The sequence below is a fragment of the Paraburkholderia sp. D15 genome (genome assembly GCF_029910215.1).
Classification (GTDB): domain Bacteria; phylum Pseudomonadota; class Gammaproteobacteria; order Burkholderiales; family Burkholderiaceae; genus Paraburkholderia.
The window spans coordinates 326,774-345,197 of record NZ_CP110395.1; the positions used below are offsets into that span (position 1 = coordinate 326,774).

Annotated in this window: 19 protein-coding genes; 7 read left to right on the forward strand and 12 right to left on the reverse strand. The window is 65.2% G+C overall.

Annotation, left to right across the window (positions count from 1 at the left end; genetic code table 11):
• Window positions 1–76: 76 nt before the first annotated feature.
• Window positions 77–679: an alpha/beta hydrolase gene (locus tag LFL96_RS01360; RefSeq protein ID WP_280997180.1), complete on the reverse strand. Its 603-nt coding sequence runs from the start codon at window positions 677–679 to the stop codon at window positions 77–79.
• Window positions 680–1,067: 388 nt separating this feature from the next.
• Between LFL96_RS01360 and LFL96_RS01365 the strand changes: the two genes are divergently transcribed.
• From LFL96_RS01365 to LFL96_RS01390, 6 genes are all read left to right on the forward strand, one after another.
• Window positions 1,068–2,009 carry a glyoxylate/hydroxypyruvate reductase A gene (locus LFL96_RS01365; protein ID WP_280997182.1) on the forward strand — a complete coding sequence of 314 codons (942 nt, stop codon included), beginning with the start codon at window positions 1,068–1,070 and terminating at the stop codon, window positions 2,007–2,009.
• Window positions 2,010–2,137: 128 nt separating this feature from the next.
• Window positions 2,138–3,064: a hydroxymethylglutaryl-CoA lyase gene (locus tag LFL96_RS01370; RefSeq protein WP_280997184.1), complete on the forward strand. Its 927-nt coding sequence runs from the start codon at window positions 2,138–2,140 to the stop codon at window positions 3,062–3,064.
• Between the two features lie 36 nt (window positions 3,065–3,100).
• Window positions 3,101–3,622 carry a YbaK/EbsC family protein gene (locus LFL96_RS01375; RefSeq protein WP_280997186.1) on the forward strand — a complete coding sequence of 174 codons (522 nt, stop codon included), beginning with the start codon at window positions 3,101–3,103 and terminating at the stop codon, window positions 3,620–3,622.
• 4 nt (window positions 3,623–3,626) lie between these two features.
• A complete protein-coding gene (locus LFL96_RS01380; RefSeq protein ID WP_280997188.1) occupies window positions 3,627–3,854 on the forward strand; it encodes a DUF1289 domain-containing protein in 228 nt (75 codons plus the stop codon).
• The gene (locus LFL96_RS01385; RefSeq protein WP_280997190.1) at window positions 3,851–4,321 is read left to right on the forward strand and encodes a MaoC family dehydratase; all 471 of its coding nucleotides are present in this window, start codon (window positions 3,851–3,853) and stop codon (window positions 4,319–4,321) included. The genes LFL96_RS01380 and LFL96_RS01385 overlap by 4 nt, the downstream gene beginning before the upstream one ends.
• On the forward strand, window positions 4,318–5,238 hold the full coding sequence (locus LFL96_RS01390) for an MBL fold metallo-hydrolase (RefSeq protein WP_280997192.1): 921 nt from the start codon (window positions 4,318–4,320) through the stop codon (window positions 5,236–5,238). Before LFL96_RS01385 ends, LFL96_RS01390 begins: the two co-directional genes overlap by 4 nt.
• A 413-nt stretch (window positions 5,239–5,651) precedes the next feature.
• On the opposite strand, the gene LFL96_RS01395 is transcribed toward LFL96_RS01390, so the two are convergent.
• Window positions 5,652–6,551 (reverse strand): DMT family transporter, encoded by a 900-nt coding sequence (locus tag LFL96_RS01395; RefSeq protein WP_280997194.1) that lies wholly within the window; start codon window positions 6,549–6,551, stop codon window positions 5,652–5,654.
• 114 nt (window positions 6,552–6,665) lie between these two features.
• Here LFL96_RS01395 and LFL96_RS01400 point away from each other — a divergent pair, with 114 nt between their 5' ends.
• Window positions 6,666–7,136: an Lrp/AsnC family transcriptional regulator gene (locus LFL96_RS01400; protein ID WP_280997197.1), complete on the forward strand. Its 471-nt coding sequence runs from the start codon at window positions 6,666–6,668 to the stop codon at window positions 7,134–7,136.
• A 128-nt stretch (window positions 7,137–7,264) separates the two neighbouring features.
• On the opposite strand, the gene bioB is transcribed toward LFL96_RS01400, so the two are convergent.
• From bioB to LFL96_RS01450, 10 genes are all read right to left on the reverse strand, one after another.
• A complete protein-coding gene (gene bioB, locus LFL96_RS01405) occupies window positions 7,265–8,344 on the reverse strand; it encodes a biotin synthase BioB (RefSeq protein ID WP_280997199.1) in 1,080 nt (359 codons plus the stop codon).
• A gap of 52 nt (window positions 8,345–8,396) precedes the next feature.
• A complete protein-coding gene (gene bioD / locus LFL96_RS01410; protein ID WP_280997201.1) occupies window positions 8,397–9,131 on the reverse strand; it encodes a dethiobiotin synthase in 735 nt (244 codons plus the stop codon).
• The gene (gene bioF, locus LFL96_RS01415; protein ID WP_280997204.1) at window positions 9,128–10,312 is read right to left on the reverse strand and encodes an 8-amino-7-oxononanoate synthase; all 1,185 of its coding nucleotides are present in this window, start codon (window positions 10,310–10,312) and stop codon (window positions 9,128–9,130) included. The genes bioD and bioF overlap by 4 nt, the downstream gene beginning before the upstream one ends.
• A complete protein-coding gene (gene bioA, locus LFL96_RS01420; protein WP_280997206.1) occupies window positions 10,312–11,673 on the reverse strand; it encodes an adenosylmethionine--8-amino-7-oxononanoate transaminase in 1,362 nt (453 codons plus the stop codon). Before bioA ends, bioF begins: the two co-directional genes overlap by 1 nt.
• 873 nt (window positions 11,674–12,546) lie before the next feature.
• Window positions 12,547–13,686: an IS481 family transposase gene (locus LFL96_RS01425; RefSeq protein ID WP_280996340.1), complete on the reverse strand. Its 1,140-nt coding sequence runs from the start codon at window positions 13,684–13,686 to the stop codon at window positions 12,547–12,549.
• A 231-nt stretch (window positions 13,687–13,917) separates the two neighbouring features.
• On the reverse strand, window positions 13,918–15,195 hold the full coding sequence (locus tag LFL96_RS01430) for a CocE/NonD family hydrolase (protein ID WP_280997209.1): 1,278 nt from the start codon (window positions 15,193–15,195) through the stop codon (window positions 13,918–13,920).
• 626 nt (window positions 15,196–15,821) lie between these two features.
• Entirely contained in the window at window positions 15,822–16,271 is a 450-nt protein-coding gene (locus tag LFL96_RS01435) for a YchJ family protein (protein ID WP_280997211.1), read from the reverse strand.
• Window positions 16,268–16,435 carry an acyl-CoA dehydrogenase family protein gene (locus LFL96_RS01440; protein ID WP_281000901.1) on the reverse strand — a complete coding sequence of 56 codons (168 nt, stop codon included), beginning with the start codon at window positions 16,433–16,435 and terminating at the stop codon, window positions 16,268–16,270. Before LFL96_RS01440 ends, LFL96_RS01435 begins: the two co-directional genes overlap by 4 nt.
• A 25-nt stretch (window positions 16,436–16,460) precedes the next feature.
• Window positions 16,461–17,138 (reverse strand): SDR family oxidoreductase, encoded by a 678-nt coding sequence (locus tag LFL96_RS01445; protein WP_280997213.1) that lies wholly within the window; start codon window positions 17,136–17,138, stop codon window positions 16,461–16,463.
• Between the two features lie 57 nt (window positions 17,139–17,195).
• Entirely contained in the window at window positions 17,196–18,404 is a 1,209-nt protein-coding gene (locus LFL96_RS01450; RefSeq protein ID WP_280997215.1) for an acetyl-CoA C-acetyltransferase, read from the reverse strand.
• Between the last annotated feature and the right edge of the window lie 20 nt (window positions 18,405–18,424).

Here is an 18,424-nt window from a genome sequence, read left to right on the forward strand (position 1 = left end):
TCGACCCGATTCGACCGGGCTCGAGCGCACTTTGCGGCGCTCGACCCGGCGTTCCGACCGGCGTTCAACCCAGCGTTCAAACGAACGCGTGCTGCGCGGTCTCGAAGCTCTCTTCGCGAAACCGCAACGGCGCCGCGCAATGCACGAGCGTGTCGACGAAATACTTCGCGCGCGGCCACGGACCGAAGCCGGCCGCCGTATTGATATGCCCGGCGTCGCCGAGATTGACGAACGCGCTGCCGAAGCGCTGCGCGAGTTCGCGCGCACCGGCGAGCGACATCCACGGGTCGGTTTCGCTGCCGATCAGGATCGACGGCACGCCAAGGCGGCGGGCGTCGAACGGTCCTGCGAACGCGAATTTCTCCGGACTCGCGGGCGCGACGAACAGCACGCCGACGACATCGTGCGCATACGACGCCTGCTGCAACGCATGCGCGGTCGCGAGGCAGCCGAAGCTATGCGCGGCCAGCACGAACGGGCCGCGTTCGCGTGCCAGCAGATCGCGCAGCGACTGCGCCCAGCGCGCAACGTCCGGCGCCTCCCAGTCGGCCTGCTCGACGCGCAGCGAGCGCGCGAATTGCCGTTCGAGCCAGGTTTGCCAGTGCGCGCCCTCGCTGCCGTGCAGGCCCGGCACGGTGACGAGCCGCGGCGGCCACGTCGATTTGGTGCATGAAAGCATGTGCGTCCCTCGCAGCGGGAATCCGGGAGGGTATTGTCCCGCCGGCTCTCTGCGGGGCGAACCAAGTTTTTGTGCTTTGTTTATCGGCTGACGCGGCGAGCCTGTTCCGCACACCCGTTCGCAAACGCGCGCGGTTCGCGTCGAAAAAGTAGAATGAAGCCTATCCATAAAAGGAGGAGGCGCGGTGCCGCAGGCATCGCGGGATGCGCAGCGGATCGCGCCACGCGTTTCGCCGCGGGTGCCGTGGGGCTTTCGGTAATGCTCCGTTGGCGCAACGTGGGTGAAACGTTGGGGCAGGCGGCCGCGCTCACGGCGGGCTTTGTAAAAAGCCGTCGCGTCCTCTCCGCCAATCGAATCGACTGGACTACGCAAAGGCTTACCTGACCGTATGAAAATCCTGTTCTACATGCAGCAAGCCGATGCCGCGACGTGGCTGCACGATTTCGCTCGCGCGCTGCCCGAAGCGGAGTTGCGCGAATGGCAGCCCGGCGATACCGCGCCGGCGGACTTCGCGGTCGTGTGGCGTCCGCCGCGCGAGATGCTCGCGGGTCGTGACGATCTGCGCGCGATCTTCAATCTCGGCGCGGGCGTCGATGCGATCCTCGCGCTCGAACACGCGCAACCCGGCACCTTGCCGCGCAACGCGCAACTGATCCGCCTCGAAGATTCGGGCATGGCCTTGCAGATGGCCGAGTACGTCACGCATGCGGTGCTGCGCTACCTGCGCCGTTTCGACGAATATCAGACGCTGCAACGCGAAGGCCGCTGGCAGCCGCTCGAACCGCATCCGCGCGAGACGTTCACGGTCGGCGTGCTGGGCCTCGGCGTGCTCGGCTCGCACGTCGCGCAAACGCTCGCGGGTTTCGGCCTGCCGGTACGCGGTTATAGCCGCGGCGCGCGGCAGGTGGAAGGCATCACGACATTCGCGGGCGACGCGCAACTCGGCGCGTTTCTCGATGGCGTGAAGGTGCTGGTCAATCTGCTGCCGCACACGCCGGAAACCGCCGACGTGCTGAATGCGCGCACCTTCTCGAAGCTCGCGCGCGGCGCGTATCTGATCAACGTCGCACGTGGCGGGCATCTGGTCGAACAGGATCTGCTCGATGCGCTGGCGGAGGGTCAGCTCGCCGCCGCGACGCTCGACGTGTTGCGCGAGGAACCGTTGCCGTCCGATCATCCGTTCTGGCGCGAGCCGCGCATCACGATCACGCCGCACGTGTCGGCGGTGACCTTGCGCGCGGAAAGTGTCGAACAGGTCGCGCGCAAGATCAACGCGCTGATGCGGGGCGATAGCGTCGGCGGCGTCGTGAATGTCGAGCGCGGATACTGACCCAGGACGCAAGGACGCAAGGACGCAAGGACGCAGGCATCGCCACGTATTGACGACATCACCCAGCATCACCCGCATCACCGGATTCCATCGCAGGAGCGCCGCCTCGCGCGGCAGGAGACAGGATCATGGCCTTACCCCAGCAAGTCAAAATCGTCGAAGTCGGTCCGCGTGACGGATTGCAGAACGAAAAGGAATTCGTCGCGACCGCCACCAAGATCGAGCTGATCGATCGTTTGTCGGCGGCGGGCTTCCGCAATGTCGAGGCGGCTTCGTTCGTGTCGCCGAAATGGGTGCCGCAGATGGCCGACGGCGCCGACGTGATGGCCGGCATCGCGCGCCGTCCGGGCACGATCTACTCGGTGCTCACGCCGAATCTGCGCGGCTTCGAGGGCGCGCTGGCCGCGCACGCCGACGAGATCGTGATCTTCGGCGCGGCCAGCGAGGCGTTCTCGCAGAAGAACATCAACTGCAGCATCGCGGAGAGCATCGAGCGTTTCGCGCCCGTCGCGCAAGCCGCCAAGGAGCACGGCGTGCGGATTCGCGGCAGCGTGTCGTGCGCACTCGGTTGCCCGTATCAGGGCGAGGTGCCGGTGGCTTCCGTGGTGGACGTGGTCGAACGGTTCGCGGCGCTCGGTTGCGACGAGATCGATATCGCCGACACGATCGGCGTCGGCACGCCGAAACGCACCCGCGAAGTGTTCGAGGCGGTGACCAGCGTATTCGCGCGCGAGCGGCTCTCCGGCCACTTCCACGACACCTACGGCCAGGCGCTCGCGAACATTTACGCGGCGCTGCAGGAAGGCATCGAGATTTTTCACGCGTCGGTGGCGGGGCTCGGCGGCTGTCCGTATGCGAAGGGCGCAACCGGCAACGTCGCGACCGAAGACGTGCTGTATCTCATGAACGGCCTCGGCATCGAGACCGGCATCGACCTCGCGCAGGTCGTCGCGATCGGCGATTTCATCTCGACGTCGATCGGCCGGCCGAACGTGTCGCGCGCCGGCAAGGCGCTGCTCGCCAAGGCGCGCAGCGAAGCGGCCAATTGCGTTTGAGCTTCCGCGTTCGATTTTTTACCAGGACCTGAACCGATGACGGACCACGCTTTCCTCGAATCCGGCGACCTCGCCGCCTTGCCCGAATCGGCGCGCCGCGTCGCGCTGCTGTTGCGCGAACGCGGTCACGCGGGCCGCATCGTGATGTTGCCGGAAACCGGCAAAACCTCCGCCGAAGCCGCGGCGGGACTCGGCTGCGCGGTCGCGCAGATCGCCAAGTCAATCCTGTTCCGCCGCCGCGAAGACGGCGCGCCGGTGCTGGTGGTCGCGAGCGGCGCGAATCGCGTCGACGAAAAGAAGGTCGCGGCGCACGTCGGCGACATTGGCCGGGCGGATGCGAAGTTCGTGCGCGAGCAAACCGGCTATGCGATCGGCGGCGTCTGTCCGATCGGTCACGCCGTCGAGCCGGTCACGCTGATCGACGCCGATCTGCTCGAACTCGACAGTCTGTGGGCGGCAGCCGGTCATCCGCATGCGGTGTTCAATCTGACGGCGCAGGAGTTGATCGCGCTGACGGGCGCGCCGGTCGTGGACGTCGCGCTGCGCGAGACGGCGTGACGCGATGACGGCCGGCAACGACATCGAAGACGAGGACGGCAGCGTGTTGTCGCCGTGCATCAGCGTGTGCCGGATGGACGCGGCGACCGGCTGGTGCGAGGGCTGTCTGCGCACCCTCGACGAGATTGCCGGCTGGTCGCTGTTCGACGACGACGCGAAACGCGCGGTGTGGGACGCGATCGAAGTGCGTCACGCGCAGTTCATGGCGCAGCGCGCGAAGGAGCCGCGATGAAGCCGGCACCGCGCGTCGTCACGATCGGCGAAACGTTCAGCGCGACGCTGGCGTTGTCGGTGGAATCGGTGAAGTCGTTCGCCGCGCTCGTCAACGACTTCAACCCGCTGCATCACGACGCGGACTATGCCGCGCAAAGCCGCTTCGGCGGTTTGATCGCGTCCGGCACGCAGCCGACCGCGCATTTCATGGCCTTGCTGGCCACGCATTTTTCCACCTACGCGCAACCGCTCGGGCTGGAATTCGACATCAAGCTGAAGAAGGCCGTCCACGCAAACGACACGCTCACCTTCACCTGGCGAGTGCGCGACGCGTACTGGAAGGCGAGCCTGAACGGCGATCTCACGCATCTGGACGGCACGACGGTGAATCAGCGCGGCGAGGTCATGCTGATCGGCGCGTCGACGATACTCGTGATGCCGAAGCCCGATTCCGTGGATTCACAGACCGGCGTGGTCTCGTCATGATCGCGCTGCCGTCGTCGGTGCGGGTATTCGAGCGCGGCTGGCTGTCGTCGAACAACGTGCTGCTCGTCGACGACGCATGCGCGGCGCTCGTCGATACCGGCTACGCGAGCCATGCCGAACAAACCGTCGCGCTGGTGCGCCAGGCGCTCGGCGCGCGGCCGCTCGATCTGATCGTCAACACGCACCTGCATTCGGATCACTGCGGCGGCAACGCGCTATTGCAGACCACGTGGCCGTGCCGCACGCTGATTCCCGCGTCCGAAGCCGCGGCAGTGCGCGACTGGAACGAAGCCGGCCTGACGTTTGGCGCGACCGGCCAGACCTGCGAGCGTTTCGCGTTCACCGGCACGCTCGCGCCCGGCGCAAGCTTGCGGCTCGGCGCACTCGACTGGCAAGTGCTCGGTGCGCCCGGCCACGACCCGCATTCGCTGATGCTGTACTGCGCGGACGAACGTCTGCTGATCAGCGCGGACGCGCTGTGGGAAAACGGCTTCGGCGTGATCTTTCCGGAACTGGAAGGCGAGAGTGGTTTCGCGGAACAGCAGGCGGTGCTCGAAGCGATCGCGAAGCTCGACGTGCGCGCGGTCATTCCCGGCCATGGCGCGCCGTTCACGAATGTCGACCAGGCGCTTGAACGCGCGTTCTCGCGCGTCGCGTGGTTGCGGGCCGATCCTGCGCGCAATGCGAGAAATGCGCTGAAAGTGCTGATCGTATTCAAGCTGCTCGAAGTCCGCGCGATGAGCTTCGCGACCCTGCTGAAAATGACGGACGATGCCGCGGTGATGCGCGCCGCGGCCACGCAACTCGCGCCGCGCGATACATGGCCCGCGCTACTGGGTAGGATCGTCGAGGAACTGGCGATGAAGAACGGGCCGCTGCGGATAGACGGCGAGCGCATTCTGGCGCGCGCGGGTTGATGAGCGTGCGGTCTGAAACACGCTCAAACAACCTCAAAAAAGCTCAAGTCACGTCGCGCAAATTTACGCAACGCTACTGCACGCCATCACGCACGCCACAAAAAGAAAGCCGCTCGACCTGACAACGGCGAGCGGCGCAAATTCTGTCTGACGTGATCAACGTCTGCCGCAATGATACGCGTGACGCGTTTTGGGTCGCATCGGTGATTTCCCTACAGAAATATGACAGTTCGTTTTAAAGCCCCCTACGTGCGTGCGCCGGCTTTGTGACGAGGCTTTGTCATTGCCCGCTTTAGCGTGAATCTGCCTGCTGATATGAATAATCCAGCTAATCGTTAATCTGGAATCCGTATCATTCGGGTAAAACGTGCCGACTCGATATCGACACACCTCACGCTGATGTCACGTGGAAGTCACGTCGACGACAGGCGTTTTTGCGGAACGATCCGCCAGCCGAGATTGACACCCGCCGCCGCCAGCAAAATCAGGATCGCGCCGAGCACCTGAATCCACGCGAGCGATTGTCCGAACGCGACGCGGTCCACGATGATCGCCACCACCGGATAGATGAACGACAACGCACCGGTCATCGAAGTCGGCAGTTTCTGGATCGCGCCGTACAGCAGCACGTACATGAGGCCGGTGTTCACGATGCCGAGCACGATCAGGTCGAGCCACTGCACGCCACGCGCCGGCAGCGCATCGAAGTGGACGAACGGCGCGAGCATCACGACGCCGAGCGACACCTGGATCAGCGCGATCAGATGCGGCGGCGTGCCCTTGAGCCGCTTCGTGATGATCGACGACACCGCGTACATGGCCGCCGCGCCGACCGCATACGCGACGCCGGTCAGGTATTGCCCCGGCACCGCCAGCACCGCGGGCTCGACCTTCACGACGAACACGAGGCCGATGAACGCGATCGCCAGCCACACCACCGTCGATGCGCTGATGCGCTCGCGAAACACCAGCGCGCCGAGCGCGACCAGCATGAACGGCTGCGTGTTGTAGACGGCCGTCGCCATCGAAATCGACGCGCGCGAATACGCGGCGAACAGCAGCACCCAGTTGACGACGATCGCCGCGCCGCCGAGCAGCGCGAGGCCGAGCATCTTCCACGAGAACAGCCGCCGCCTGAATAGCCCCAGCATCGCGCACACGATCGCCAGCGTCGCCCCGCCGAAAATGCAGCGGAAGAACACCACGTTGAACGGATTCTGCCGCGACGACACCACCAGCCAGCCGATGGTGCCGGACATCAGCATCGCCATGCTCATCTCCGCGGCCCCACGACGGATTTCGTTCGACGCCATGATTCGATCCTCGCTTGAATACCGGTATGGCAAGCAGTGTAAATAATCCGGTCGGCCGAATACATGACTAAACTTAGGTTGTTGCCGATTGCAGCCTAATAATCGAAGGTAATCATGTCGAAACGCCTTGCACCGTCCGTCCCCGTTCCGCTCGACGACACCGACCGCGCGTTGCTCGCGGCGCTCGCCGAGGACGCGCGTCAACCGGTCAGCGAACTCGCGCGACAGATCGGCCTGTCGGCGCCGAGCACCGCGGAGCGTGTGCGGCGGCTGGAAGCGCAGGGCGTGATCGAACGCTTCACCGTGCAGATCGATCCACGCGCGCTCGGCTACACGTTGCAGGCGATCGTGCGCGTGAAGCCGTTACCGGGGCAGTTGCATCTGGTGGAAGAGGTGATCCGGCGCATTCCGGAGTTCGTGGAATGCGACAAGGTGACGGGCGACGATTGCTTCGTTTGCCGCCTCGTGTTGCGTTCGATCGAGCAGCTCGACGAGATTCTGTCCAAGGTGACCGAGCGCGCGGAAACCAGCACCGCGATCGTCAAATCGACGCCGGTGGCGCGAAGGTTGCCGCCGGTTGGGTAGCGGGAGAGACGCCCGGTTGGCATGACCATAAAAACAAAGGGCGCCCCGGTTCAATCCGGGGCGCCCTTCTCACATCCGCCGTACGACGTGCTCACGGCATCGGTGCAGTCCAGCTCACGACAACGCGATCAATTCGGCGCGGCGTGCTTATCGCAGCCATGCTCGCAGCCGCTGTTGTCCACCGGCATCTGCTGCGCGGCCTCGGCGCGAATGCCGAGGCGTTCCAGCAGTTTGCGGTCCGCTTCCGCTTGCGGATTGCTCGTGGTCAGCAACTGATCGCCGTAGAAAATCGAGTTGGCGCCCGCGAGGAAACACAGCGCCTGCAAGGCCTCGTCCATCTGTTCGCGGCCGGCCGACAGACGCACCATCGCCTTCGGCATCGTGATGCGCGCAACGGCAATCGTGCGCACGAATTCGAACGGGTCGATCGCTTCGGTGCCGGTCAACGGCGTGCCTTCCACCTGCACCAGATTGTTGATGGGCACCGATTCCGGATACGGCTCCATGTTCGCGAGCTGCGTGATCAGGCCGGCGCGTTCGCGGCGCGATTCGCCGAGACCGACGATGCCGCCGCAGCACACGTTGATGCCCGCGTCGCGCACGCGTTCGAGCGTGTCGAGACGGTCCTGATACGTGCGCGTCGAGATGATCTGGCCGTAGAACTCCGGCGACGTGTCGAGATTGTGGTTGTAGTAGTCGAGGCCGGCTTCGCGCAGCGCCTGTGCCTGATGCGTCTCCAGCATGCCGAGCGTCACGCAGGTTTCGAGGCCCATCGCCTTCACGCCGCGGATCATGTCCTTGATCGGTTCGAGGTGACGGTCCTTCGGATTGCGCCACGCGGCGCCCATGCAGAAGCGCGTCGCGCCGTTGTCCTTCGCGACCTTCGCGGCGGCGAGCACTTCGTCGACCGGCATCAGCTTGTCGGCCTGCAGGCCGGTGTCGTGATGCACCGACTGCGGGCAGTACGCGCAATCTTCCTCGCAGCCGCCGGTCTTGATCGACAGCAGCGTCGACAGCTGCACGGTGTTCGCGTCGAAGTGCTCGCGGTGCGTTTGCTGCGCGCGGAACATCAGGTCGTTGAACGGCAGTTCGTACAGCGCGACGATGTCGGCGACGCGCCAGCGCGCGACCTGTTTGACGCCTTCGGCGGCGTTGTGGTTGGCGGCGGCCGCTTCGGCCGGCGTCGATGCGATGTTCAGTTGCGTCATGTCGTCAATCCTCATGGATGGATGTGAGTGTGGAGCAGCGCTGCGTGCGCGTTCATGGATGGCGCAGCGTCTGCAGAAGTCGTTCGATGTCGAGCTGGTCCGCCGCGAGTTCCGGCGACGCCGGGCTCAGATGCGGCACGATGCCGAGCAGGGGAGCGTCGTAAGCGCGGGCGAGCAGCGCGCGGATCGTCGCGATGTTTTCGTCGGGGAACGTCATGTCCGGATCGACGCGATTCGCGACCCAGCCGGCGAGTGTCAGGCCGCGCGCGGCGATCGCCTCGGCGGTGAGCAGCGCATGGTTGATGCAGCCGAGGCGCATGCCGACCACCAGCACGACCGGCAGCTTGAGCGCGACCGCGAGATCGGCGGTGTCCTGGGTGTCGGTCAACGGCACACGAAAACCGCCGACGCCTTCCACCACGACGATGTCCGCGCGCTGCACCGCCTGCGCGTGATAGTCGACGATACGTTCGAGGTCGAGCGTGACGTTCTCGAGCGCGGCCGCGATGTGCGGCGCGGCCGGTTCCTTCAGCAGGTACGGCGTGCGCATGTCGGGCGGCAGCAAGACGGTGGACGCGGCGTCGAGCTGATCCGCGTCTTCGTTATGCAGCACGCCGTTGCGTTCGTACGCGCCGGCGGCGATCGGTTTCATCGCGGCCGCTTGCAGACCTGCACGCGCGAAGCCGCGCAGCAAGGCCGACGAAACGAAGGTCTTGCCGATTTCCGTATCCGTGCCGGTGACGAACAGCGACAGCGCGCGGGACGAGGCGTGATTCGACGTGCTCATGCGGCCTTCGCTCCCAACTGTTGCAGGCCCGCGTCGAGCCGGTCGAGATCCGCGAACGAATGCGCGGCGGACAGCGAGATGCGTAGACGCGACGTGCCCACCGGCACGGTCGGCGGACGGATCGCCGGCACCCACAGACCCGCGCGATCGAGCGTGGCCGCGATGTCGAGCGTCGCTTCGTTGGTGCCGATGATCAGCGGCTGCACGGCGGTGTGCGAATCGACGGGCGTCCACGGCGTGGTCTTCAGCATCGCGCGCGTGCGGTCGATCAAACGTTGCAGATGCGCGCGTCGCGCGTCGCCTTCGTCGCCGCCGATGATCCGCAGACTCGCCGACACCGCGTGCGCGGCGGCCGGTACGGACGCTGTGGTGAAGATGTACGGACGCGCGCGCTGCACGAGCCATTCGATCACCGTTTCGTGCGCGACGACGAACGCGCCCGACACGCCGGCCGCCTTGCCGAGCGTGCCGATCGAAATCAGGTTCGGCGAGCGCAGCGCCGCTTGCGCGACCGCGCCGCGGCCTTGCGGGCCGAGCACGCCGAAGCCGTGCGCGTCGTCGACGATCAGCCACGCGCCATGCTGTTCCGCGAGTGCGAGCAGACGCGGCAGGGGCGCGACGTCGCCGTCCATGCTGAAGACGGTGTCGGACACGATCACCTTGACCTCGGCATCCGACGCCGCGAGCAGCGCGCTCAACGCATCCATGTCGCAGTGCGGGTAGATCTGCACGTCGGCGCGCGCGAGACGGGCGCCGTCGATCAGCGACGCGTGGTTCAGCGCGTCGGAGAAGAGCGCGGCGCCGCGGCCCGCGAGCGCGGTGAGCGTCGCGAGATTCGCCATGTAGCCGGTGCTGAAGTAGAGCGCGCGTGCGTTGTCGACGAAGCCGCCGGCGAATTCCGCGAGATCGTCTTCGAGTTGTGCGTGCGCGCGCGAGTGGCCGCCGAGCAGATGCGAGCCGCCGCTGCCCGCGCCATAGCGCTGCGCGCCTTCGGCGACGGCCGCGATGAGTTGCGGATGCGCGGCGAGGCCGAGATAGTCGTTACTGGCGAAGCCGACGATCGCGCGGCCGTCGACCGTCATGTGCGCGGCGCAGGCGGTATCCGCGATACGGCGGCGACGGCGCAGACCGTGCTGGTCGATGTCGTCCAGTCCGGCCTTGAGGGTATCGAGTAGATGCATCAACGGGCCTCCGTGAGGGTGGCGTCGAAGGTCTCGCGGGTGCGCGAGGCGAGCAGCGCGATTTCTTCGTCGTCGAGGATGTAGGGGGGCATCAGATACACCGTGGTCGAGATCGGGCGCAGCAGCAGTTCGCGCTGCAGCGCGTTCTCGAAGAAACGGCGCGAGAAGGTGCGGGCTTGTTGCGGGTCGTCGACGATCGCGTCGAACGCGAAGATCGTGCCGCACTGGCGCAGGTTGCGCACTTGCGGATGCGCGGCGAGCGGTGCGAGCGCGGCCTTCAGCGTGGCCGATTTGCCGGCGTTGACGGCGAGCACGTTGTCACTCGCGAACAGATCGAGGGTGGCGAGCGCCGCGCGGCAGGCGAGCGGATTGCCGGTGTACGAGTGCGAATGCAGGAAGCCGCGCGCGGTGTCGTCGTGATAGAAGGCCGCGAAGATTTCGTCGCGCGACAGCACGATCGAGAGTGGCAGATAGCCGCCGCTGATGCCTTTCGACAGGCACAGGAAATCTGGCCAGATGCCGGCCTGTTCGCACGCGAAGAAGGTGCCGGTGCGACCGCAGCCGACGGCGATTTCATCGGCGATCAGATGCACGCCGTACTGATCGCAAAGTGCGCGCAGACCGGCGATATACGACGCGTCGTGCATGGCCATGCCGGCCGCGCATTGCACGAGCGGCTCGACGATCAGCGCGGCGATGCGGGTGGCGCGCGCGTCGAAGAGTGCGCGGACGTTCTCGAGTGCGCGGCGGGCGACGTCGGCGGCGGATTCGCCGGGTTGGGCGAGACGCGCGTCGGGCGAGGCCACGACGTGCGCGTTGCGGATGAGCGGATCGTAGGCGTCCTTGAAGAGCGCGACGTCGGTGACGCCGAGCGCGCCGACGGTTTCGCCGTGATAGCTGTTGGCGAGGCAGACGAATTCCTGCTTGTCGGCGAAGCCTTGATTGCGCCACGCGTGGAAGCTCATCTTCAGCGCGATTTCGACGGCCGATGCGCCGTCGGACGCGAAGAACGCGTGGCCCAGGGTGTTGTCCGTGAGGGCGCCGAGGCGCTCCGCGAGTTCGATGGCGGGCTCGTGGGTGCAGCCGGCGAGCATTGCGTGTTCGAGGGTATCGAGCTGATCTTTGAGGGCTGCGTTGATGCGGGGGTTGGCGTGGCCGAACAGGTTGACCCACCAGGAGCTGATCGCGTCCAGATAACGATGGTTGGCGCGGTCGTAGAGCCACGCGCCTTGACCACGCGAGACGGGGATAAGCGGCAGGCGCTCGTGGTGCTTCATCTGGGTGCAGGGGTGCCAGACGGCGCGGAGGCTGCGGGTGATCCAGTCGTCAGGGGTGGGTGAGGCGGCGGCTTGGGGATTCAATGCGGTGCTCCTGGTGTTCGATTTGCGCTGGGCATGGGGGGGTGACCTGGCGGTGCCTGGCTTTGCGCGGGGTCGAGATTAGCGGTTTCTTTTCACGCTTGCACTAGTGATTTTTTTGGGGGCGTTGCCCGCTGGGCGGGGGTTTGGCGATGTTTTTCGCTGCTCGCGGGGGATTGGGTCTGATCGATGGTTTTGGGTGGTTTTAGCGACGGCAAAGTGGTGGGGCCCTTCGGGGGGAATGTGGGTTTGGGGTTGGGTTTGTTTGGTTTGGTTTGGTTGGGGTTTTGGCCTTTCCTTGCTGTCTTAGTGGTCTATTGGCGTCGCCCCTGTGCGGGGCAGGCACTTACTTTCTTTGCCTGCCGCAAAGAAAGTAAGCAAAGAAAGCGGCTTCAACCCGCCAGCCCATAAGCGGGAACCGTGGTCGGTCCACGGTAGTGGCCCATCTGGAATCCGTGCTCTCGCACATTCCGCGTCAGTGACAAAGCCGTCATTCATCCCGACTCGCGCACGCGCTCGCCGGAGCGGTTCGCTCAGGAACAGTGGCTTCGTTTGGGTTGGGTGGGGCCGTCGGCTGCGCCTCGGCGAGGCGCCGGAAAATCGGGGGGATTGAAATGCCGCGGTCAGAACCCCGGAGGGCGGCGTTTGATGGACCCGGGGGCGCGCGAAGCGCTGCCGGAAGCATGACTGCTGTGTCACGAACGTGGAATGTGCGGGTGCACGGATTCCAGATGGGCCACTACCGTGGCTGTGCGGGGGACCCGCTTAAGAGTTAGCGGTGTGAAGCCGCTTTCTTTGCTTACTTTCTTTGCCGCGGTGTTTAGACCGGAGACATAGGTAACAGATGTGCGGAGACATGGGTAACACATGATCCGCTCATTCCTGCTGGTTCAGGTTGATGGTTCCGAAGCGGTGATGCGCAAAAAACAGGTCGTAGCAGTTCTCTTCATCGACGCGCGCGCGGATGGCCACGGGCAGGTTCTGCAATGCATTTGATACCTTGAATCGCCGGTTCCTGAAGCGTAGTTCGCCGTTCCACTTCACGCACTGCACGTGATCGTTTTCGCCGTACTCGATTGGCGGCAGGATCTCCGGATAGGCGCGCGGACTCGGTCGATAACGCGTAACCGGGGTCGCCATGTCCAGCGCCTGATGTGGGCGCTGATGGTTGTAGACCGTGCGCCACTCATCGAACGCCTGCTGCGCGCTGGACAGATTCCTGAAGTGGCGTCCGGCGATCACCTCGGCCTTCAGCGTGCGGTGAAACCGCTCCTCCTTGCCGTTGGTCTGCGGATGCGCCACGCGGCTGTGTGACAGGCGCACACCCAGCCGGATGAGCCAGATGGCCAGTTCGGTCAACTGGCCCGGCTGGCTGGGGCTGCCCCACGGCGAACCGTTGTCCGCGTTGATGCGCCGCGGCAGCCCATAGCGGCGGAAGGTGCGCTGCAGATGATGCTGCACGATCCGGGTGTCGGTGCGAATGCAGGCATCGAGCGTCACGTTGTAGCGCGAATGATCGTCCAGCAGGGTCAGGGGCGAACAGTGGCGGCCGTCCTGCAGGTCGAACCAGCCCTTGAAATCCATCTGCCAGAGATCGTTGGGCTGTGCATGCTCGAAGCGCTGCCAGGCCGTGGCGGCCTCGGAGGCAGCCGGGTCGATGAGCCCGTGACGATGCAGGATGTCCGTCACGGTACTCGGGGCCGGCACGTCCCTGTGGCCCAGGTCGCACAGACGCCGGCTGATCTTGCGTCCACCCCAGGCGGGGTGTGCCCGCCGCAGTTCGACTACCTGCTGCTCGACTGACGGTGGCGTGCGCGCCGGATTCTGCAGGGGGCGGCGCGAGTGATCTGTCAGCGCGGCAACGCCGCCCTGCGCGTGGCGCTCAAGCCACTTGTAGCCGGTCTTCGGACTGATGCCAAAGCGCCGGCACAGGTCGCGACGGTTGGCGCCTTCCTGCAAGGCCAGATGGACGAATTCCAGACGCAGATTCATGGTGTCTCTCGGATTCCAGGGCATGACCGGCTCCAGGCGATTCGCTCGCCAAGAGTGTTACCCATGTCTCCGTACACCCGTTACCTATGTCTCCGGTCCATACACGGCGGCAAAGAAAGTAAGTGCCTGCCCCGCACAGGGGCGACGCTGATAGACCACTAAGACAGCAAGGAAAGGCCAAAAACCCAGAAAAACCCCAAAAAAAGCCAGAAAAACCACGAAGCCGCCGCGCAGGCAAAACCCCCAAAAAAAACATCACTCCCGACTAGCAATAGCCCGCCGCCCATCGCCCTCGGCAGAGCCCTTACCCTCACCATCGGCCGTCTGCGAAGCCCCCGCCCCCCAAACAACCGTGTTATCCACCGCATAAAGCCGACAAGGCGCCACACTCTGTTTCTGGCAATTCGCCACCGCGACAGACATCGGATCATCGCCACCTTCAGCCCACGACCACGACCCCGAATCCGAAACAGCAAAAGCCCGGCTAGGAAACTGATGCAAGAAATTCCGATACCCATTGCGCCCAGCTTCATCGACAAACGGCACGGCATCGACCGCATCCACCGCAGCAAACCCGCTCGCCTTCGGCGCAGACGGATCCGCTACCCGGTACTGCACGCCCGTCGGCATTCCCACCTGGGCAAGAAACGCCTCGACCGCCGGCCACCACACATGCACGCCGTCACGGTCGCCCACCAGTCGATGCGCGTCGTTCTTGTAATTCCCGAAATCCACCATCTTCGCGCTCGCGCCGTGCGCCCCATACGCGCCATACATGCCCGCCACCAACTGCGCGTTCCACACCGAATCGTTATCGCCGTACATCCACAGCGACGGCACGCGCGTCTTCTCGCCATACGCGCCAAACGCCCGCGTCAGATTGCCCTGCCAGTCCGTGCACGCATCCTGCCGCAAGCCGCCGGAAAAATTGATCAGCGCCCGCACGCCCGGCGCCGCCTCGGTGCCGTACGCCATCGTCGCGAGACCGCCATGCGATGTACCCGCCACCACGATGTGCTGCGCGTCCACGTACGGCTGCTTCGCCATGAAGTCGACCGTCGCGGCCACATCGCTCGCCTGACCCAGGCCGTTGCGCTCGACGTCGCAGCCATCCTGCTGATACACGCCGTCCGAATGACCGAAGCCCTGACGGTTCGGCGCCACCACCACGTAGCCGCGGCGCACGAACTCGCGCGCGAACGGCAGCGGATCGCTGCGTTCCTGCGTACGCGGATCGCCCGGAATCTTGCCGTGATTGAAAACGATCATCGGAAACGGACCGTTGCCGTCCGGTTTGTAGATCGTCGTTTCGAGTGTGATCTTGCCGGCAGCATCGACCGGCACGCGAATGATCTGTTCGTTCAGGCCCGCGGTGGGCAGATAGACGTCGTCGTCGAGTGCAATGCGCGGCACGTGCGCGCGCGTCAACGGACCCTGGGTGTCGGCGAGCGGGTCGGCATGTGCGACGGCGACAGCGCACGTAGCCGCTGCACAGATCACCGCACACTTCGTCAAAACCTTGCTGAACACCATTGACGCACCTGCCTGAAAAACCTGCCTTGAACACCGTGATGCCTGTGTGCCGATCGCCTTGACTGACGTTTGCCTTTCGGCTGCTTTCGACACACAAAAACACACTCGCGTGCGGGGTGCCGGAAGCACTCGCACGCTGATCGAGATCGCACGGGATGAACCCAAACGGCCGACGCGACCCCACGCGCCGATGATGAACGTCACCTCTGCCAGTTACCGCCGCCGAACCCACACTGTCTGATGCTCGGCAGAGTTATCTGCGCATTTTGCGGAGCGGTTTGAACCGGCTCTCGAAATGTGACGTCATGAAGCTACGGACCCATCCTGGCACGACAATTTTGTTTTGTGCAATCAAGGAGAACCCGCGACGAAAAAATTGCCGTATCGACAGGGACGTGCGTTTCGCCGCGTCGACGCCTTGATGGCGGCGGTCCTCGCATCGATTGCCGTCGTTCGCCATGCGAAGTACCCGGCGCAGATTCTGGCGTTGTGGTGTCTGGCCAACACGACCTGAACCAAAAACGCCGCGGAAAAAAAGACGAAAAAAATGGCCCGCGTATGGGGCCATATGTGAGCACGGTGAATGGAGCGACGCAGCGCCCCGTAAGGCGCGGAAAGGTTACGGACTATTCGGCGACGTCGCCGTCGATATAGCGCCAGCGGCCGTCGTCGCCGCGAACGAATCGGCTCAGTTCGTGCAACCGCTGCGCGCGGCCGCCCACCTTGTATCGTGCGACGAATTCGACCGTCGCGTGATCGGCGTCCGTTTCGGCGAAAGCCTTGATCTGGAGTCCAAGCCAACGGGGTGTGTCGGGCGCGGTGAGGTCGATGTCGAGGTCGGCGGGGCAGGTGGCCGGGGTCCACGTGGCGCGCAGATAATCCGTTGCGCCCACAACGTACGCGCTATAGCGCGAGCGCATCAGTTCGAGCGCGCGCGGCGCAACTTCGCCGCCGTCGATATAGCGCCCGCAACATTGCGCGAAACGCGGTGCCTTCGCACCGCTGCGCGGATTGGGCGCGGCGCCGCCGCACGGGCAGTCCACGGGTCGTTGCGCTGTCAACGAAGTCTTGGTCATCGGACGCTCAACCCAGCGCGCGGATAGCCGTAGCCGTCGTGAATCTGCAAGGCGGCCGAGCGGATGCGCACGCGGTCCCACGCGGCCGCATGCGGCGTGACGGCCTCGCGCACGAAGGTGCGCAGCGCGTCGCGGACCATCACGTGATCCTGATCAAGCACCATGAAATTTTCTCCTGCAGGGCACGGCTTACCAGTCGAGCTGCGTGCCGTCGTATTGATAGAAACGTCCGTTGAAGGCGTCGCGCATTGCCGCGGCTTGCGCCAGCACTTCTCGCATGCCGGTGACGCTGCGCGCCGGATCGATCGCGGCCTGCGCGCCGCCCATGTCGGTGCGGACCCAGCCCGGATGCAGCGACACGCAAGTGGCACGCCGCGCGTCGAGCGAGGCGAGCTTCAGCGCGTCGTTCAGCGCCGCCTTGCTCGCGCGATACAGCCAGCCGGTCGTGCCGCTCGCGTCGCCGATGCTGCCCATCTTGCTGGAGATCACCGCGAATACGCCGCCCGCATCCTCGACGAGCGGCAGCAGGATCGGCATCAACTGCATCGGGCCGCGCACGTTGGTGTGCATCACCTGATCGAAGTCCTCGGCGGTGATCGTCTCGATGCCCTGGGTGTTCGGTCCGTACACGCCCGACACGACGATCGCCGCATCGAGACGTTCGCCGTCGAGCTTCCAGCCGAGCCCGGCGATGTCCTCGGGCGCGGTCACGTCGAGCGAAAAAGCTTCGGCGCCGAGTCCGCTCAAGGCGTCGAGCGATGCGTCGTCGCGCGCGGTGGCGAGCACGCGCCAGCCGCTCTTCCGGTATTGCCGCACGAATTCCTGGCCGATGCCGCGCGACGCACCGACGATCAACACTGTCTTCATCGAATCACCTCGAATCTCAATGGCGCGCGGCGTGCGCCGCGCCTGTCGCCTGTCGCCTTAAACCAGTTCGATCCCCATCGCGGTCGCTTCGCCGCCGCCGATGCACAGCGTCGCGACGCCGCGCTTCAGGCCGCGCTTTCTCAACGCACCGATCAGCGTGACGAGAATCCGCGCGCCCGATGCGCCGATCGGATGGCCGAGCGCGCAAGCACCGCCGTTCACGTTGACCTTCTCGTGCGGCAGATGGTGTTCCTTCATCGCGGCCATGGTCACGACGGCGAACGCCTCGTTGACTTCGTACAGATCGACTTCCTCCGCGCGCCAGCCGTTCTTCTCGAACAGCTTGCGGATCGCGCCGACCGGCGCGGTGGTGAACTTTGCCGGCTCCTGCGCGAAGGTCGAGTGGCCGACCACGCGCGCGAGCGGCGTGACGCCAAGGCGTTTCGCGGTCGACTCGCGCATCATCACGAGCGCCGCCGCCCCGTCCGAGATCGACGACGAGTTGGCCGCCGTCACCGTGCCGGTTTTGCTGAACGCGGGCTTGAGCGTCGGAATTTTGTCGAGGTTGGCCTTGAACGGCTGCTCGTCGCGATCGATGGTGACGTCGCCTTTGCGGCTCTCTACTTTCACCGGCGCGATTTCCCAGTCGAAGGAGCCGTCTTCGTTCGCGCGCTTCGCGCGGTTCAGCGACTCGACCGCGAACGCGTCCTGTGCCTCGCGCGTGAAGTCGAACGAGCCCGCGCATTCCTCGGCGAAAGTGCCCATCAGGCGGCCTTTTTCGTACGCGTCTTCGAGGCCGTCGTAGAACATGTGGTCGATCACCAGGCCGTGACCCATGCGCATCCCGCCGCGCGCTTTCGGCAGCAGATACGGCGCGTTCGTCATGCTTTCCATGCCACCCGCGACGATCACGTCGATGGAGCCGGCGGCCAGCATGTCGTGCGCGAACATGGCCGCGCGCATGCCGGAACCGCACATCTTGTTGACCGTCGTGCTGCCGGTGCTCAATGGCAAGCCGGCGCCCAATGCGGCCTGACGGGCGGGCGCCTGGCCAAGACCGGCGGGCAGCACGCAGCCCATCACGACTTCATCGATCTGTTCGGGCTTCAGGCCCGCGCGTTCGACGGCGGCCTGGATCGCGGCCGAGCCGAGTTGCGGCGCGCTCAGCGACGCGAAGTCGCCCTGAAAACCGGCCATCGGCGTGCGGGCCACGCCGACGATGACGATCGGATCCTGCTGGGTCGGGTTGGTGTTCGTCTCACTCATGTTTGTCTCACTTGGGTTGA

Bases quoted from the DNA above. Each gene is read 5' to 3' on its own strand.
- LFL96_RS01375 (WP_280997186.1), top strand. From the start codon at position 3,101: ATGACGGACCACGCTTTCCTCGAATCCGGCGACCTCGCCGCCTTGCCC.
- LFL96_RS01430 (WP_280997209.1), bottom strand. From the start codon at position 15,195: ATGGTGTTCAGCAAGGTTTTGACGAAGTGTGCGGTGATCTGTGCAGCG.
- LFL96_RS01385 (WP_280997190.1), top strand. From the start codon at position 3,851: ATGAAGCCGGCACCGCGCGTCGTCACGATCGGCGAAACGTTCAGCGCG.
- LFL96_RS01380 (WP_280997188.1), top strand. From the start codon at position 3,627: ATGACGGCCGGCAACGACATCGAAGACGAGGACGGCAGCGTGTTGTCG.
- bioD (WP_280997201.1), bottom strand. From the start codon at position 9,131: ATGAGCACGTCGAATCACGCCTCGTCCCGCGCGCTGTCGCTGTTCGTC.
- LFL96_RS01390 (WP_280997192.1), top strand. From the start codon at position 4,318: ATGATCGCGCTGCCGTCGTCGGTGCGGGTATTCGAGCGCGGCTGGCTG.
- LFL96_RS01435 (WP_280997211.1), bottom strand. From the start codon at position 16,271: ATGACCAAGACTTCGTTGACAGCGCAACGACCCGTGGACTGCCCGTGC.
- LFL96_RS01400 (WP_280997197.1), top strand. From the start codon at position 6,666: ATGTCGAAACGCCTTGCACCGTCCGTCCCCGTTCCGCTCGACGACACC.
- LFL96_RS01440 (WP_281000901.1), bottom strand. From the start codon at position 16,435: ATGGTGCTTGATCAGGATCACGTGATGGTCCGCGACGCGCTGCGCACC.
- LFL96_RS01370 (WP_280997184.1), top strand. From the start codon at position 2,138: ATGGCCTTACCCCAGCAAGTCAAAATCGTCGAAGTCGGTCCGCGTGAC.
- LFL96_RS01365 (WP_280997182.1), top strand. From the start codon at position 1,068: ATGAAAATCCTGTTCTACATGCAGCAAGCCGATGCCGCGACGTGGCTG.
- bioB (WP_280997199.1), bottom strand. From the start codon at position 8,344: ATGACGCAACTGAACATCGCATCGACGCCGGCCGAAGCGGCCGCCGCC.
- LFL96_RS01425 (WP_280996340.1), bottom strand. From the start codon at position 13,686: ATGCCCTGGAATCCGAGAGACACCATGAATCTGCGTCTGGAATTCGTC.
- LFL96_RS01360 (WP_280997180.1), bottom strand. From the start codon at position 679: ATGCTTTCATGCACCAAATCGACGTGGCCGCCGCGGCTCGTCACCGTG.
- LFL96_RS01445 (WP_280997213.1), bottom strand. From the start codon at position 17,138: ATGAAGACAGTGTTGATCGTCGGTGCGTCGCGCGGCATCGGCCAGGAA.
- bioF (WP_280997204.1), bottom strand. From the start codon at position 10,312: ATGCATCTACTCGATACCCTCAAGGCCGGACTGGACGACATCGACCAG.
- LFL96_RS01395 (WP_280997194.1), bottom strand. From the start codon at position 6,551: ATGGCGTCGAACGAAATCCGTCGTGGGGCCGCGGAGATGAGCATGGCG.
- LFL96_RS01450 (WP_280997215.1), bottom strand. From the start codon at position 18,404: ATGAGTGAGACGAACACCAACCCGACCCAGCAGGATCCGATCGTCATC.